Consider the following 15,302-nt stretch of genomic DNA (forward strand, 5'->3'; position numbering starts at 1 on the left):
ATGGCACCGCTGATCTCGCTCCGGGACGTCACCAAGACCTATTTCAACGACGGTTTCGCCGTGGAGGTGCTGCACGGCGTCTCGTTGGATATCGAGGCCGGAGAATTCGTCGCCATCATCGGCCAGTCCGGTTCCGGCAAGTCGACGCTGATGAACATCCTCGGCTGTCTCGACCAGCCGACGAGCGGTGATTACCGCATCGACGGCGAGCCGGTTTCCGATATCGACAGCGACGACCTCGCGGCGCTCCGCCGCCGCACGTTCGGCTTCGTGTTCCAGAGCTACAACCTCATTCCGACGGCGAGCGCGCTGGAGAATGTCGAGGTCCCCGCGATCTATGCCGGCCTTCCGGCGCGTGACCGGCAGGAGCGGGCGGAGATGCTGCTCGGCTCGTTGAAGCTCGGCGACCGGCTGGACCACCGGCCCAACCAGCTTTCGGGCGGCCAGCAGCAGCGCGTCTCCATCGCACGCGCGCTGATGAACGGCGGCCGTGTTATCCTCGCCGACGAACCGACCGGCGCGCTCGACAGCCAGAGCGGCCAGGAGGTCATGGCGCTCTTGCGCAAGATGCACGAGGACGGCCACACGGTCATCCTGATCACCCACTCGCGCGAGGTGGCGGAAGCCGCAGACCGGTTGATCGAGATCCGCGACGGCACGATCATCTCCGACCAGGCGCGAAAGCCGCGGTCCGCGTCATCAGCCGCCGCCGGCCTGCAGAAGGCGGTGCGTGAGGGATCGGCCGCGATTGCCGACCTCTCCGAAGCGGTCAAGATGGCGTTCCGGGCGCTGCATGCAAACCTCTTTCGCACGGTCCTCACGTTGCTCGGCATCGTGATCGGCGTCGGTTCGGTGGTGGCGATGCTGGCGATCGGCACGGGCGCGCAGAATTCCGTGCTCGACCGCATCTCGGCGATGGGATCGGACCTGCTGCTGGTGCGCCCGAGCATGGCCAATTTCCGCGGTGGCGGAAGCGCGCCGGTGACGCTCATACCGGCGGATGCCGACGCGATCCTGGAAGTGCCGAACGTCGCCTTCGCCGTGCCGGAAATGACGAGCACGGTCACCGTGCGCTACGGCAATATCGATTACCAGACGACCGCCAACGGCACGGTGCCGGCCTTTCCGCGCGCGAAATCCTGGGCCGTGGCCTCCGGCGAATTCATCAATGCCGAGGACATGAGCACCTATGCGCCGGTCGTCGTGCTGGGCCAGACGGTCGCCAGGACGCTGTTCACCAATGGCGAAAACCCGCTTGGCCAGTATGTCCTGGTCAACAAGATTCCTTTCCAGGTCATTGGTGTGATGGCGGAAATGGGCGCCACCGCCGGCGGCAACGATCAGGACGACGTCATGCTGGTGCCGCTGTCGACCGGCAGCATGCGCCTCTTCGGCCAGCGAAACGTGCGCACGATTACCGTGCAGGTGCAGGACGCCACCGCCATCGATCAGACGCAGGACACCATTCAGGCACTGCTCGACGAGCGCCACAAGGCGCAGGATACGCAGATCACCAACATGTCCTCGGTGCGCGAGGCCTTTACCGAGACGTCGAACACGATGAAGCTCTTCCTGGGTTCGGTCGCCGCCATCTCGCTGCTCGTCGGCGGCATCGGGGTGATGAACATCATGCTGGTCAGCGTGCGCGAGCGCACCCGCGAGATCGGCGTGCGCATGGCGACGGGTGCGCGTCAGCGCGATATCCTGTTGCAGTTCCTCATCGAGGCGCTGGTCGTCTCGGCGATCGGCGGCGCCATCGGTGTCGTGCTGGGCCTGTCCATTGGCGGCATCGCCCAGGCCTTCGGCATGCCGGTGAGCTTCACCGTCGGACCCGTCGCGCTGGCCTTCGCCTGCTCGTTCCTCACCGGTCTGGTCTTTGGCTATCTGCCGGCCCGCAACGCCTCGCGTCTCCAGCCGGCGGTTGCGCTGAGCACGGACTGACGCCGAACTGGCGTCAGGTGCGGTCGAGCGCCCTTGTTAGGGTGAGCGCTGCAATGGTGCAGATCGCGCCGGAGATCAGGTAGCCGCCGATGAAGATGATACCGAAGCTGCTGGCAAGCCCGAGCGCCACCAGCGGTGCGAAGCCCGCGCCGACCAGCCAGGCGAGGTCGGAGGTGAGGGCGGCGCCGGTATAGCGGTAGGGCTGCGAGAAGCGCGAGGACACGGCGCCCGAGGACTGGCCGAAGCTCAGGCCCAGGATGAAGAAGCCGATCAGGATGAAGGCATCCTGCCCCTTGCCGCCCGCATCCAGCAGGAAGGGTGCGGAGAAGGAGAAGATCGCGATCAGGATCGCCCCGGCCATCAGCTGGTTGCGCCGGCCGATCCGGTCGGCGAGCACGCCCGACAGCACGATACCGACGGCGCCGAGTGCTGCACCCGCAACCTGCACCCACAGGAACTGTGCCGCCGACTGCCCGCCCGTCAATGTGATCCAAGAGAGCGGGAAGATGGTGACGAGGTGGAACATCGCGAAGCTTGCCAGCGGCACGAAGGCGCCGAGCACGACGTCCGTGCTGTGCTTGCTCAGCATTTCGAACACCGGCCGCGCCTGCAACTCCTGCGCTTCCATCGCCGCGCCGAATTCCTTGCTGGCGACGATACGCAGGCGCGCGAAAAGCGCCACAACGTTGATGGCGAAGGCGACGAAGAAGGGATAGCGCCAGCCCCAGGAGATGAAGTCCTCCTGCGACAGCGTGCTGACGAAATAGCCGAACAGGACGCTGGCGAGCGCAAAGCCGATGGGCGCGCCGAGCTGCGGGATCATGGCGTACCAGCCACGGCGGTTTTCCGGGGCGCTGAGGTTGAGCAGCGAGGCGAGGCCGTCCCACGCGCCGCCCAGCGCAAAGCCCTGTCCGAGACGGAAGAGCGCCAGAAGTGCCACGGCCCAGTAGCCGATCGTGTCGTAACCCGGCAGGAAGGCGATGGACGCCGTCGAGCCGCCGAGGATGACGAGCGCCGTCGTCAGCTTCGTGCCGCGTCCGTAATTGCGGTCGATCCACATGAAGACGAAGGAGCCGACCGGGCGGGCGAGGAAGGCCAGCGGAAACAGCGCGAAGGACATCAGCGTCGCGACCACCGGATTGGGCGCGAAGGGGAAGATGAGCTTGGGAAAGACCAGGATGGAGCCGAGGCCGTAGACGAAGAAATCGAAGAACTCGGAGGTTCGGCCGATGACCACGCCGATGGCGACGCTGCCGGGCGACAGCGGCTTGTCGTCCTCATGCATGCGGCGCGCGTCGCGCTCCAGACCGGACGAGGTGGGATTGACGGCCGAACTCATGAACTCCTCCGTATGGATTTGCGTCATGTGGTTAGAATGTTGATCAATCGTTGGCCGATGGCAAGGACTACCTTGCAAATGAGTCACCGGGCCTGCGAATTGACAGAGGGCATTTCTATTGCGCTAGTACAATCGCGCATCGACAGATAGCCCCTTATTGACTACCCTCCTGCGACAGAATGCTGCGCTGCGACGATGGACCTCACTTCCAAAGCCGTCTGTGCCCGATTATTGCCGACTAGACAGAACGCAAGTTGAGGCCGAAATGCCGAAGCAATTCAGTTTAGCCAGTCGATTCACCGTTTTTGCCCTTATGCTCGCAACCCTGAGCGGTTGTGATCTGGTCGTCATGTCTCCATCCGGTGATATTGCGGCGCAGCAAAGGGACCTGATCGTCATCTCGACGATCCTGATGCTGGTGATCATCATTCCCGTGATTTTCCTCACGCTGTTTTTCGCCTGGCGATACCGCCAGTCGAACACGGCCGCCACATACGATCCGGAATGGCATCATTCCACCGGCCTGGAAGTGGTGATCTGGTCGGCGCCGCTCGCCATCATCATCGCGCTGGGCGCCATCACCTGGGTCAGCACCCACAAGCTCGATCCCTATCGTCCGCTCGACCGCATCGACGCGGCGCGGCCGGTGACGGAAGAGATGAAGCCGATCACCGTGGAGGTCGTCGCGCTCGACTGGAAATGGCTGTTCTTCTATCCGGACTACGGCATCGCCACCGTCAACGAGATGGCGGCCCCCGTCGATGTGCCGATCAACTTCAAGCTCACGGCCTCCTCGGTCATGAACTCGTTCTACATCCCCGCACTTGCCGGCATGATCTATACGATGCCGGGCATGGAGACGAAGCTGCACGCCGTCATCAACAAGCCCGGCGAGTATGACGGCCTCTCGTCCAATTTCAGCGGCGACGGCTTCTCGCACATGCGCTTCAAGTTCCACGGCGTCGACCAGGCGGGCTTCGATGCCTGGGTCGCCCGCGTCAAGCAGAACGGAACCGCGCTCAACCGCGACGCTTACCTGAAGCTCGAAAAGCCGAGCGCGAAGGAACCCGTCCGCTACTTTGCCACCGTCGATGACGGGCTCTACGAGGCCGTTCTCAATATGTGCGTGCGCGAAGGCCAGATGTGCATGAAGGACATGATGCACATCGACATGATGGGCGGCGGCGGCAAGGACAGCCACGACAACAAGGAGCGCCTGCGCCACGACGACCGCTTTGTCAGCGAGGCCCGCCCGAAGAGCGACATCCCCGTCGAACAGCTGGTCGCCTCTCTGGAGCAGGATATCTGCCGCACCGAGCCCGGCGAGGCCCTGACGCTGGATGCGGACGGCAAGCTGCCGGCGACCGAGTTCACGAGATACAGCCCGCGCGCGACGCAGTAGCGCCCGCGCCTGCCGGAACCGGCTCCCGCGGTTCCGGCGCCTGTGTAGAAACCCATGGCCTGCCAGTCCCGGGCCGCAGTCTGTAAAGTTTGGACCACCCCATGTTCGGTGACATCAGCCTCACGCAATTCATCTTCGGCCGGCTTACCTGGGAAGCGATCCCCTATCACGAGCCGATCCTTGTCGTGACCTTTGCGGTCGTGGCGCTCGGCGGCCTCGCCGTCCTGGGCCTGATCACGAAGTTCAAGCTCTGGGGCTATCTCTGGAACGAGTGGTTCACGAGCGTCGATCACAAGAAGATCGGCATCATGTACATCATCCTCGCCATCATCATGCTGCTGCGCGGCTTTGCCGACGCCATCATGATGCGCATCCAGCAGGCGATCGCCTTCAACGGCAACGAGGGGTACCTGAACCCGCACCACTACGACCAGATCTTCACCGCCCATGGCGTGATCATGATCTTCTTCGTGGCGATGCCGTTCGTCACCGGCTTCATGAACTATGTCGTGCCGTTGCAGATCGGCGCGCGCGACGTCTCGTTCCCGTTCCTCAACAACTTCTCCTTCTGGATGACGACGGCCGGTGCCGTCATCATCATGATGTCGCTGTTCGTGGGCGAGTTCGCCCGCACCGGCTGGCTCGCCTATCCGCCGCTGTCGGGCGCCGATTACAGTCCGGGCGTCGGTGTCGATTATTACATATGGGGCCTTCAGGTGGCGGGCGTGGGCACCACGCTCTCAGGCATCAACCTCATCGCGACCATCGTGAAGATGCGAGCACCCGGCATGACCTTCATGAAAATGCCGATCTTCACCTGGACGTCGCTCTGCACCAACATCCTCATCGTCGCGACCTTCCCGATCCTCACCGCCACGCTCGCGTTGCTGTCGCTCGACCGCTACGTCGACACGAACTTCTTCACGAACGACCTCGGCGGCAACCCGATGATGTATATCAACCTCATCTGGATCTGGGGGCATCCGGAGGTCTATATCCTCGTCCTGCCGGCCTTCGGCATCTTCTCCGAGGTGGTCGCCACCTTCAGCGGCAAGCGCCTCTTCGGCTATGCCTCCATGGTCTACGCCACCTGCGTCATCATGATCCTGTCCTATCTCGTGTGGCTGCACCACTTCTTCACGATGGGCTCGGGCGCATCGGTGAACGCCTTCTTCGGCATCACCACCATGATCATCTCGATCCCGACGGGGGCGAAGATGTTCAACTGGCTCTTCACCATGTATCGCGGGCGCATCCGTTACGAAGTGCCCATGCTGTGGACGATCGGCTTCATGGTGACCTTCGTCATCGGCGGCATGACGGGCGTGATGCTCGCGATCCCGCCGGCCGATTTCGTGCTGCACAACTCGCTCTTCCTCATCGCCCACTTCCACAACGTCATCATCGGCGGGGTGCTGTTCGGCCTGATGGCGGGCGTCGTCTATTGGTTCCCCAAGGCCTTCGGCTACAAGCTCGATCCCTTCTGGGGCAAGATGAGCTTCTGGTTCTGGCAGATCGGCTTCTTCTTCGCCTTCATGCCGCTCTATGTGCTCGGCCTGATGGGTGTCACGCGCCGCGTCAGCCAGTTCGAGGACCCGTCGCTGCAGATCTGGTTCATCATCGCCGCCTTCGGTGCCGCGCTGATCGCCATCGGCATCGCCTCCTTCATCATCCAGCTCGTCGTGAGCTACCTGAAGCGCGACCAGCTGCGCTGCGATACCGGTGATCCGTGGAATGGCCGTACGCTGGAATGGTCGACGTCCTCGCCGCCGCCGGACTACAACTTCGCCTTCACGCCGGTCGTGCACGATCACGACAGCTGGTACGACATGAAGAACCGCGGCTATGAGCGTCCGCTCGAAGGCTTCAAGCCGATCCACATGCCGAAGAACACCGGCACGGGCGTCATCCTTTCCGGCATCAGCATCGTGCTGGCCTTCGCCTTGATCTGGTACATCTGGTGGCTGGCGGCCGTTGCCTTCATCGCGCTCGTCGCGGTGTCGATTGCCCACACCTTCAACTACGACCGCGACTTCTTCATCACCGCCGAGACCGTGACGGCCACGGAAGATGCGCGCACCAAACTGCTTGCAGAACGGACCTGAGCCATGAGCGCGACCCAAGTCCAAGAGACCGAAAAGCCGCAGTTCTACCTGACGGAAGACCACCACCCGGAAAACAGCACCAATCTGGGTTTCTGGCTTTACCTGATGAGCGACTGCCTCATCTTCGCCGTGCTGTTTGCCACGCACGGCGTGCTCGGCCGCAACTATGCGGCCGGTCCGTCGCCGGCCGACCTGTTCGATCTCAACCTCGTCGCCATCAACACGGCGCTGCTGCTGTTCTCCTCCATCACCTATGGCTTTGCCATGCTGCAGATGGAGCGTGGCGCCAGGATGGAAACGCTCGTCTGGCTCGGTATTACCGGCCTCTTCGGCGCGGCCTTCCTGGCGGTGGAAATCTATGAGTTCCACCATCTCATCGCCGAAGGCGCGGGCCCAACCCGCTCGGCCTTCCTGTCGTCCTTCTTCACGCTGGTGGGAACGCACGGCCTGCACGTCACCTTCGGCCTCATCTGGCTGGTCACGCTGATGGTGCAGGTGTCGAAACGCGGCCTGATCCCGGAAAACCGCCGCCGGCTGATGTGCCTTTCGATGTTCTGGCACTTCCTCGACGTCATCTGGATCGGCGTCTTCTCCTTCGTCTATCTGCTGGGAGTCCTCGGATGAGCTCGCATCACGAAAGCGCGTCTGACGTGCATCACGCCCACAGCCATGGTCACGAGGCCGCCCACGGGTCCTTCAAGAGCTACGTGACGGGCTTCATCCTGTCGGTCATCCTGACGGCCATTCCCTTCTGGCTGGTCATGGGCGGCGTGCTCGACAGCAAGCTCCTGACCGCCGTTCTCGTGATGGGCATCGGCGTCGTGCAGATCTTCGTGCACATGATCTACTTCCTGCACATGAACACGCGTTCCGAGGGCGGCTGGACGATGATGGCGCTGATCTTCACGCTCGTCATCGTCGGCATCGCCATTTCGGGTTCGCTCTGGGTCATGCATCACCTCAACACGAACATGATGCCGATGACCCACGAGATGATGAAGAACATGCCCTGACGGGCGGGGCCGACATGCAGGTGGATCAGGCAAGGCCGCAGGAGGGCGGGCAACCATCGCCGCGCGCCCGCAGGGTTCTCACTGCGTTCCTCGTCCTGCTCGTGGCGGTGTTCGTGGGGCTCGGCACCTGGCAGGTGCAGCGGCTCTTCTGGAAGCTCGACCTGATCGCGCGGGTGGATGCCCGTGTCCATGCCGCACCGGTGCCGGCGCCTGCGGGCGCCGTGGATGCCGCCGCGGACGAATATCGCCATGTCACAGCCACCGGTCTTTTCGAACACGACAGGACCGTGCTCGTCCAGGCCGTCACGGAGCGCGGCGCGGGTTTCTGGGTGATGACGCCGCTTCGGGCCGATGGCGCCCGGACGATCCTCGTCAATCGCGGTTTCGTTCCCGCCGACCGCAGCGGCGCGAATGCACGCCTGGGCAGCGAACTGGCCGCCGGTCCGGTCACGGTGACGGGGCTGCTGCGGATCAGTGAGTCGGGCGGCGGTTTCCTGCGCGCCAACGATCCCGCGGCCGACCGCTGGTTCTCCCGCGACGTGGCCGCCATCGCTGCAGCCAAGGGGCTTGAGAATGTCGCGCCCTATTTCATCGACGCGGATGCTACGCCCAATCCCGGCGGCCTGCCGGTCGGGGGCCTGACCGTCGTCACCTTCCGCAACAGCCACCTGGTCTATGCGCTCACCTGGTATGCGCTGGCGGTGATGAGCGCGTTCGCCGCCTACAGCGTCCACCGCCGCCGCTTCGTCTGAAATCCCTTGCATCCCGCCCGCAAGCGGCGCTTTGCAAAGCAGCCGAACGATCCTACATATGGGCGTTGGTCGTCAAACGGAGTTCAGGTGTGAGCGTCGCCTTCGTCAAGGAAGAGAGTGCGGAAACGGCAGCGGAAACCCAGCTGCCGGATCGGCCCATCTCGCCGCATCAGAACCTCGTCACGGAAACGGGCCTGAAGGCGCTCGAGGCGCAGATGCAGGCCGCGCGCGAGGCGTTCGAGGCGGCCAATGCGCTTGAGGACGTGAACGAACGCCGCCGCCAGACGGCAGGTCCCGTGCGTGATCTGCGCTATCTCGCAGAACGACTGCGCACCGCCCAGCTCGTGCCGGCGCCGACCGCAAACGATGTCGTCGCCTTCGGCAGCACCGTAACCTTCAGCCGCGACGACGGACGCGTGCAGACCTACCGTATCGTCGGCGAGGACGAGGCCGACCCGAAGGCGGGTTCGATCTCCTATGTCTCGCCCGTCGCGCGCAAGCTGATGGGCAAGGCCGTCGGTGATGTCGTCACGGTGGGCGAGCAGGAACTCGAGATTGAGACCATCGCCTGAAACGAAAAAGGCCGGCTTGCGCCGGCCTTCTCATATCTTAGAAGCTGACGGCGCGATCGCCGTCCTCGTCCTGGATGCGCGTCGGCAGGCCGATGCGGTTCAGGAGGTTGATGAACGGCTTCGGCGGCAGTTCCTCCACATTGGCCATCTTCTTCACGTCCCACTCACCGGTGGCGACGAGCATCGCAGCGGCGACGGGCGGCACGCCGGCGGTGTAGGAAATGCCCTGGCTGCCGACTTCCTCATAGGCTTCCTTGTGGTCGGCCACGTTGTAGATGAAGACGGTCTTTTCCTTGCCGTCCTTCAGGCCCTTCACATAGTCGCCGATGCAGGTCTTGCCTTCGTAACCGGGCGCGAGCGACGCCGGATCGGGCAGCACGGCCTTGACCACCTTGAGCGGCACGACTTCCTGGCCTTCAGCGGTCTTGACCGGCTGTTCGGAGAGCAGACCGAGGTTCTTCAGCACCGTGAAGACGTTGATATAGTGATCGCCGAAGCCCATCCAGAAGCGGACGTTCGCGCCGTCCATGTTCTTGGCGAGCGAGTGCACCTCGTCATGGCCGCAGAGATAGGCGCGGCGCGTACCGACGACCGGCAGGTCATAGTCCTTGCCGATTTCGAACATCTTGTTGGTCTGCCACTGGCCGTTCTGCCAGGAATAGACGACGCCGGTGAATTCGCGGAAGTTGATTTCCGGGTCGAAGTTCGTGGCGAAGTACTTGCCGTGGCTGCCGGCATTGATGTCGACGATGTCGACATCCGTCACCTTGTCGAGATATTCGTCCTTGGCGAGCTTGGCATAGGCGTTGACGACGCCCGGGTCAAAGCCGGCGCCGAGGATGGCGGTGATGCCCTTCTCCTCGCATTCGGCCGCACGCTTCCACTCGTAGTTCCCGTACCACGGCGGCGTCTCGCAGATCTTGCCCGGCTCTTCGTGGATCGCCGTGTCAATATAGGCGACGCCGGTATCCATGCAGGCGCGCAGCACCGACATGTTGAGGAAGGCGGTGCCGACATTGATGACGATCTGCGACTTCGTGGACGTGATCAGCGCCTTGGTGGCTTCGATGTCCAGCGCGTCGAGCGCATGGCCTTCCAGAACGCCCGGCTGCTTCATCGCGTTCTTCTCATGAACGGACGCGATGATCTTGTCGCACTTCGCCTTGGTGCGCGAAGCGATATGGATGTCGCCGAGCACGTCGTTGTTCTGGGCGCATTTGTGCGCCACGACCTGTGCAACGCCGCCGGCGCCGATGATGAGCACGTTTTTCTTCATGTCCCGGAATAGCTCCTTCTGGGTTGATGGGGGAGATTTTAGGAAAGGCTTGCTTCGTAGTCCGCGTAGTCGAATTCGCGGACGGTGCGGATGCTGCCATCCAGTTCGCGGATGGCGATCGCCGGCATTTTCACGCCGTTGAACCAGTTCTTCTTGACCATTGTATAGCCGGCCGCATCCTGAACGGAGATGCGGTCGCCGACCTTCAGTTTGTTCTTGAAGTTGAACTCGCCGAAGATATCGCCGGCCAGGCACGACTTGCCGCAGATCATGTAGCGGTGCGGGCCGGTATCAGGCGAAAGCTTGGCGTTCTCGCGGTAGATCAGGAGATCGAGCATGTGCGCCTCGATCGATGAATCGACGATGGCGAGGTCCTTGCCGTTGTTGAGGATGTCGAGCACCGTCACTTCCAGCGAGGTCGACTTGGTGATCGAGGCTTCGCCCGGCTCGAGATAGACCTGCACGCCGTATTCACCGGCAAAGCGCTTCAGCCGCTCCGCGAATCGTTCCAGCGGATAGTTCTCGCCCGTGAAATGGATGCCGCCGCCGAGGCTCACCCATTCGGCCTTCTTCAGGAGCGGTGCGAACTTATCCTCGATCGTGCCCAGCATGCGATCGAAGAGGTCGAAGTCGCCGTTTTCGCAGTTGTTGTGGATCATGAAGCCGGAGACGCGGTCCATGACGGGCTCGACCTTCTTCACATCCCATTCGCCGAGGCGCGAGAAGGGGCGGGCAGGGTCGGCAAGGTCGAAGCTCGACGAGGAGATGCCGGGATTGAGACGCAGGCCCCGCACGATGCCGGCCGCCTTGTCGGAGAACCGGTCGAGCTGACCGATCGAGTTGAAGATGATCTTGTCGGCGTGGCTGATGACCTCGTCGATCTCGTAATCGGCATAAGCGACGGAATAGGCGTGGGTCTCCTTGCCGAACCGCTCGTGCCCCAGGCGTACTTCGTTGAGAGACGAGGAGGTCGTGCCGTCCATGTAGTCGCGCATGAAATCGAAGACCGACCAGGTGGCGAAGCACTTCAGCGCCAGCAGCGCCTTCGCGCCGGACAGCTCGCGCAGCCGCGCGATCTTTTCCATGTTGGCGAGAAGCTTCGACTTGTCGATCAGATAATACGGCGTCGTAAGGGACATGCGGGACCTGTCTTGTGGGGTGGATGGCCGCCGGCGCAAACCGGCAATGCGACGAAACGCGAGGGGCGGCGCAAACCGTCCGCTTCGCGTGGCTCAGGAAAGGGAAAAGCCGCTGTTACGGTATCGTCGTGCGGACACGGCGATGTGACAGCGCCTTGGCGCTGTTGCCCCGGTCGCGATACCTGGCGAGGAAGAGATTGGGCAGGCGTGGCGTCTTCACCGGACGCAACGATGCGGCCGGCGTAACGGCATAAAAGCCAGACCGTGCCCCATGGGCACTGATCGAAAAGCGTTCTTCCGTTCGGGGGGCATCCGAGCCCATCCCCGATTGGAAGAGGGCGTGCCAAGACATGGCGTCCTCCCCAACCAGCAGATGAAACCTGCAACAAGTGGCGCTCTCTAACACAAGGCGGCCGGAAATATCAATGTGGCTTCCGCTGCGATTTTTTTCGTTTTTGCTCTTGCACCTCTAGTCGCTAGAGGTCGTAGACCAGGATTGCGACAATGAAGAGGATTGTATGATGTCCGATGTGAAAGAGACGCGTTTCCGGGTCGAGGGCATGGATTGCGCGTCCTGCGCCAGCAAGATCGATACGGCGGTACGCCGCATGCCTGGCGTGTCCGACGTCTCGGTTTCCGTCACCGCCGGTACGATGCGGGTGCAGCACGATCCGGCGAGCGATCTTGAAGCGATCCGCAGGAAAGTGTCGGGCCTCGGTTATGTCGTGACGCCGGGTGCTGCCCTTGCGGGAGGCAAGCCGGCATCGGAACACGCACATGGGCCGGACTGCGGCCATGCGCATGCGCACGACCATGACCATTCGCATGGCCACGACCACGAAGCAAAGGCCGTCGCCATCGAAGGCTTGCACGGCCACGATCACGGCCCCTCGGAAGGTCCCTGGTGGAAGGGCAAGAAGGGCCGGTTGACCATTCTTGCCGGCAGCGCGCTCGTGATCGCCTACGGCGTCGGCCACCTGTTTCCTGCCATTGCATCCTACGCCTTTCTCATCGCCATGATCGTCGGCCTCGTGCCGATCGGGCGGCGCGCCATCATGGCGGCGCTTGCCGGCACGCCTTTCTCCATCGAAATGCTGATGACCATCGCGGCCGTCGGTGCCGTCGTCATCAATGCGACGGAGGAGGCCGCGATGGTCGTCTTCCTCTTCCTCGTCGGCGAGCTTCTGGAAGGCGTGGCCGCCGGCAAGGCGCGCGACAGCATCCGCTCGCTTTCGACCCTCGTGCCGAAGACGGCGCTGCTGGAGGAGGACGGCCGCACCAAGGAGGTGCCGGCCGAGGCGCTTCCCGTCGGCGCGGTCATCCTCGTGCGCCCGGGCGACCGGATTTCCGCCGACGGCACGATCATCGAGGGCGAAAGCGCCATCGACGAGGCACCCGTGACCGGTGAAAGCACACCGGTCCGCAAGGAGACCGGCGACACGGTCTTTGCCGGCACAGTGAACGGCGACGCGGCATTGCGTATCCGGGTCACGGCGGCAGCCGCCGACAACACGATTGCCCGCGTCATCAAGCTGGTCGAGGAAGCCCAGGAATCCAAGGCGCCGACCGAGCGCTTCATCGATCGCTTCTCGAAATATTACACGCCCGGCGTGGTCGTGGTCGCGGCGCTCGTCGCGATCATCCCGCCGCTCGCCTTCGGCGGCGTCTGGAGCGAGTGGGTTTACAAGGGCCTCGCCGTGCTGCTGATAGGCTGCCCCTGCGCGCTCGTCATCTCCACGCCGGCGGCCATCGCCGCGGCTCTCTCCGCCGGCGCCCGCCGCGGCCTGCTCATGAAGGGTGGCGCGGTGCTGGAAGGACTGGGCAAGCTCACCGCCATCGCCTTTGACAAGACCGGCACGCTGACCGAGGGAAAACCCGTCGTCACCGATGTCGTCGCCTTCTCGTCGCCGGCCGAAGAGGTGCTGCGCCTCGCCGCAGCGCTGGAAGCAGGCTCCAGCCATCCGCTGGCGCTTGCCATCCTCGCCAAGGCCGCCGGGGACGGCATCCTGGCACCGGTCGCCACCGGTTCGCGGGCTCTGGGCGGCAAGGGTGTCGCTGCCACCGTCGAGGGCAGGAACGTCTTTCTCGGTTCGCCGAAGGCCGCGGTAGAGCGTGTGCCGTTGTCGGACGAGGTGCAAGCTGTGACCGTGGCACTTAACGATGACGGCAAGACCGTTTCCATGCTGATCGTCGACGGCGTGCTGGCCGGCGCCATCGCCATGCGCGACGAACCGCGCGCGGATGCCGCCGCCGGGCTGAAAGCGCTGAAGGACCTCGGCATCAAGACCATCATGCTGACGGGTGACAACGCCCGCACCGCCAAGGCCGTCGGCGCCCAGCTCGGTATCGAGGTACGCGCCGAACTGATGCCGGAGGACAAGCAACGCATCGTCGGCGAATTGCAGCGCGAAGGCTTCGTCGTCGGCAAGATCGGCGACGGCATCAACGACGCGCCCGCACTCGCCGCCGCCGATGTCGGCATCGCCATGGGCGGGGGAACGGACGTGGCGCTGGAAACCGCCGATGCCGCCATCCTGCACGGCCGGGTGGCCGACGTGGCGCTGATGACGGACCTCTCGAAGCGCACCATGCGCAATATCGTCGAGAACATCGTGCTCTCACTCGGCCTCAAGGGTGTCTTTCTCGTCACGACGATTGTCGGCATCACCGGTCTGTGGCCGGCAATTCTCGCCGATACCGGTGCCACCGTGCTGGTCACGTTGAACGCGCTGCGTCTCCTCAGGCCGATCAAGTGATGCGGCGCAGGACAATCCTTGGCCTCTCAGTGCTGGCCGCGATCGTCGGCGCGACGGTCGCCGCACAGATGCCGACCGCCGCCCCATCGAAAGAACGGACCTTCACACTGACGACCGTCGACGGAACACCGTTCGGTTCCGCCGACCTCGCCGGCAAGCCCTATCTCGTCTTCTTCGGCTTCACCCATTGCCCGGATGTGTGCCCGACCGCGCTTTTCGAGTTGAGCGGTCTCCTGAAGGAGATCGGTCCGGCCGCGGATCGCATCACGCCGCTCTTCGTCTCGATCGATCCCGAACGCGACACGGCGGAACTGCTCAAGCTCTACATGACGTCCTTCGATCCCCGCATCGTCGCGTTGCGGGGCGATGCGGTCCGGACCAGGCAGGCTGCGGATGCCTTCTCGGCCACATACAGGAAGGTGGAGACGGCGTCCGACAGCTACACGATGGAGCACACCGCCGGGCTCTTCCTCATCCGCGCGGACGGGCGTTTGCAGGGCATGCTCGACATGCACGAGCCGCGCGCGGTCCAGCTTCAAAAACTGAAGCTGCTGGCTCAGATCTAGTCGTGGTCGTCGTGGCAGAGTTCGTGATTGGCGAGCGCGCGGATGACATAGCAGTCGCGCACCTGGTCGGAATGGCAATGGCTGGTGATGCGCACCAGCTCGGCTTCCAGCTTCTGGAGCCGGGCGATCTTGCGGCGAACGGCAGAAAGCTGTTCGGCGGCGATGCGGTCGGCATCGTGGCAAGGGCGCTCGGGATGCTGGCTGAGATCGATCAGTTCACGGATGGCATCGAGGGTGAGGCCGAGATCGCGCGCATGGCGAATGAAGGCGAGCCGGTCGCGTTCGTCGCTGGAGTAACGCCGCTGGTTGCCTTCGGAACGTTCGGCCGGCGCGATCAGCCCCATCTGCTCATAGTAGCGGATCGTGGGAACCTTGACGCCCGTTGCCCTGGAAAGATCGCCGATGGTCAGCATCGTTTCGCCTCGTCGTATGCACTCGCCG

The 15,302-nt window shown here is 63.5% G+C and carries 13 protein-coding genes; 9 read left to right on the plus strand and 4 right to left on the minus strand.

Annotation, left to right across the window (positions count from 1 at the left end):
• A complete protein-coding gene (locus K6301_RS02040; protein ID WP_247218928.1) occupies positions 1-1,941 on the plus strand; it encodes a MacB family efflux pump subunit in 1,941 nt (646 codons plus the stop codon).
• Between the two features lie 13 nt (positions 1,942-1,954).
• Here the strand turns inward: K6301_RS02040 and K6301_RS02045 are convergent, their stop codons facing one another.
• Complete coding sequence (locus K6301_RS02045) at positions 1,955-3,280, minus strand: MFS transporter (RefSeq protein ID WP_247218930.1); 1,326 nt, start codon at positions 3,278-3,280, stop codon at positions 1,955-1,957.
• 265 nt (positions 3,281-3,545) lie between these two features.
• On the opposite strand from K6301_RS02045, the gene cyoA reads away from it, so the two are divergent.
• From cyoA to greA, 6 genes are all read left to right on the plus strand, one after another.
• Entirely contained in the window at positions 3,546-4,682 is a 1,137-nt protein-coding gene (gene cyoA, locus K6301_RS02050) for a ubiquinol oxidase subunit II (RefSeq protein WP_425475363.1), read from the plus strand.
• 101 nt (positions 4,683-4,783) lie between these two features.
• On the plus strand, positions 4,784-6,787 hold the full coding sequence (gene cyoB, locus K6301_RS02055) for a cytochrome o ubiquinol oxidase subunit I (RefSeq protein WP_247218934.1): 2,004 nt from the start codon (positions 4,784-4,786) through the stop codon (positions 6,785-6,787).
• 3 nt (positions 6,788-6,790) lie between these two features.
• On the plus strand, positions 6,791-7,411 hold the full coding sequence (gene cyoC / locus K6301_RS02060; RefSeq protein WP_247218936.1) for a cytochrome o ubiquinol oxidase subunit III: 621 nt from the start codon (positions 6,791-6,793) through the stop codon (positions 7,409-7,411).
• Positions 7,408-7,800, plus strand: coding sequence for a cytochrome o ubiquinol oxidase subunit IV (cyoD, locus tag K6301_RS02065; protein WP_247218938.1), 393 nt, complete (start codon positions 7,408-7,410; stop codon positions 7,798-7,800). Before cyoC ends, cyoD begins: the two co-directional genes overlap by 4 nt.
• 14 nt (positions 7,801-7,814) lie before the next feature.
• Positions 7,815-8,552 (plus strand): SURF1 family protein, encoded by a 738-nt coding sequence (locus K6301_RS02070; RefSeq protein ID WP_247218940.1) that lies wholly within the window; start codon positions 7,815-7,817, stop codon positions 8,550-8,552.
• An 89-nt stretch (positions 8,553-8,641) separates the two neighbouring features.
• Positions 8,642-9,124 (plus strand): transcription elongation factor GreA, encoded by a 483-nt coding sequence (greA, locus tag K6301_RS02075; protein WP_247218942.1) that lies wholly within the window; start codon positions 8,642-8,644, stop codon positions 9,122-9,124.
• A 37-nt stretch (positions 9,125-9,161) separates the two neighbouring features.
• On the opposite strand, the gene K6301_RS02080 is transcribed toward greA, so the two are convergent.
• Entirely contained in the window at positions 9,162-10,400 is a 1,239-nt protein-coding gene (locus K6301_RS02080; RefSeq protein ID WP_247218945.1) for a saccharopine dehydrogenase family protein, read from the minus strand.
• 38 nt (positions 10,401-10,438) lie between these two features.
• A complete protein-coding gene (locus K6301_RS02085) occupies positions 10,439-11,539 on the minus strand; it encodes a carboxynorspermidine decarboxylase (RefSeq protein ID WP_247218947.1) in 1,101 nt (366 codons plus the stop codon).
• Between the two features lie 521 nt (positions 11,540-12,060).
• Between K6301_RS02085 and K6301_RS02090 the strand changes: the two genes are divergently transcribed.
• Positions 12,061-14,295, plus strand: coding sequence for a heavy metal translocating P-type ATPase (locus K6301_RS02090; protein WP_247218948.1), 2,235 nt, complete (start codon positions 12,061-12,063; stop codon positions 14,293-14,295).
• Positions 14,295-14,861, plus strand: coding sequence for an SCO family protein (locus tag K6301_RS02095; RefSeq protein WP_247218950.1), 567 nt, complete (start codon positions 14,295-14,297; stop codon positions 14,859-14,861). The genes K6301_RS02090 and K6301_RS02095 overlap by 1 nt, the downstream gene beginning before the upstream one ends.
• Here K6301_RS02095 and K6301_RS02100 read toward each other — a convergent pair.
• Entirely contained in the window at positions 14,858-15,274 is a 417-nt protein-coding gene (locus tag K6301_RS02100; protein WP_247218952.1) for a MerR family transcriptional regulator, read from the minus strand. The genes K6301_RS02095 and K6301_RS02100 overlap by 4 nt on opposite strands.
• Between the last annotated feature and the right edge of the window lie 28 nt (positions 15,275-15,302).

It is taken from the genome of Shinella oryzae (assembly GCF_023038235.1).
Lineage (GTDB): Bacteria > Pseudomonadota > Alphaproteobacteria > Rhizobiales > Rhizobiaceae > Shinella > Shinella sumterensis.

Coding starts and splice junctions, on each gene's coding strand:
- K6301_RS02080 (WP_247218945.1), bottom strand. CDS start 10,400: ATGAAGAAAAACGTGCTCATCATCGGCGCCGGCGGCGTTGCACAGGTC.
- K6301_RS02095 (WP_247218950.1), top strand. CDS start 14,295: ATGCGGCGCAGGACAATCCTTGGCCTCTCAGTGCTGGCCGCGATCGTC.
- K6301_RS02045 (WP_247218930.1), bottom strand. CDS start 3,280: ATGAGTTCGGCCGTCAATCCCACCTCGTCCGGTCTGGAGCGCGACGCG.
- K6301_RS02070 (WP_247218940.1), top strand. CDS start 7,815: ATGCAGGTGGATCAGGCAAGGCCGCAGGAGGGCGGGCAACCATCGCCG.
- cyoA (WP_425475363.1), top strand. CDS start 3,546: ATGCCGAAGCAATTCAGTTTAGCCAGTCGATTCACCGTTTTTGCCCTT.
- K6301_RS02090 (WP_247218948.1), top strand. CDS start 12,061: ATGTCCGATGTGAAAGAGACGCGTTTCCGGGTCGAGGGCATGGATTGC.
- K6301_RS02040 (WP_247218928.1), top strand. CDS start 1: ATGGCACCGCTGATCTCGCTCCGGGACGTCACCAAGACCTATTTCAAC.
- cyoB (WP_247218934.1), top strand. CDS start 4,784: ATGTTCGGTGACATCAGCCTCACGCAATTCATCTTCGGCCGGCTTACC.
- K6301_RS02100 (WP_247218952.1), bottom strand. CDS start 15,274: ATGCTGACCATCGGCGATCTTTCCAGGGCAACGGGCGTCAAGGTTCCC.
- K6301_RS02085 (WP_247218947.1), bottom strand. CDS start 11,539: ATGTCCCTTACGACGCCGTATTATCTGATCGACAAGTCGAAGCTTCTC.
- cyoD (WP_247218938.1), top strand. CDS start 7,408: ATGAGCTCGCATCACGAAAGCGCGTCTGACGTGCATCACGCCCACAGC.
- cyoC (WP_247218936.1), top strand. CDS start 6,791: ATGAGCGCGACCCAAGTCCAAGAGACCGAAAAGCCGCAGTTCTACCTG.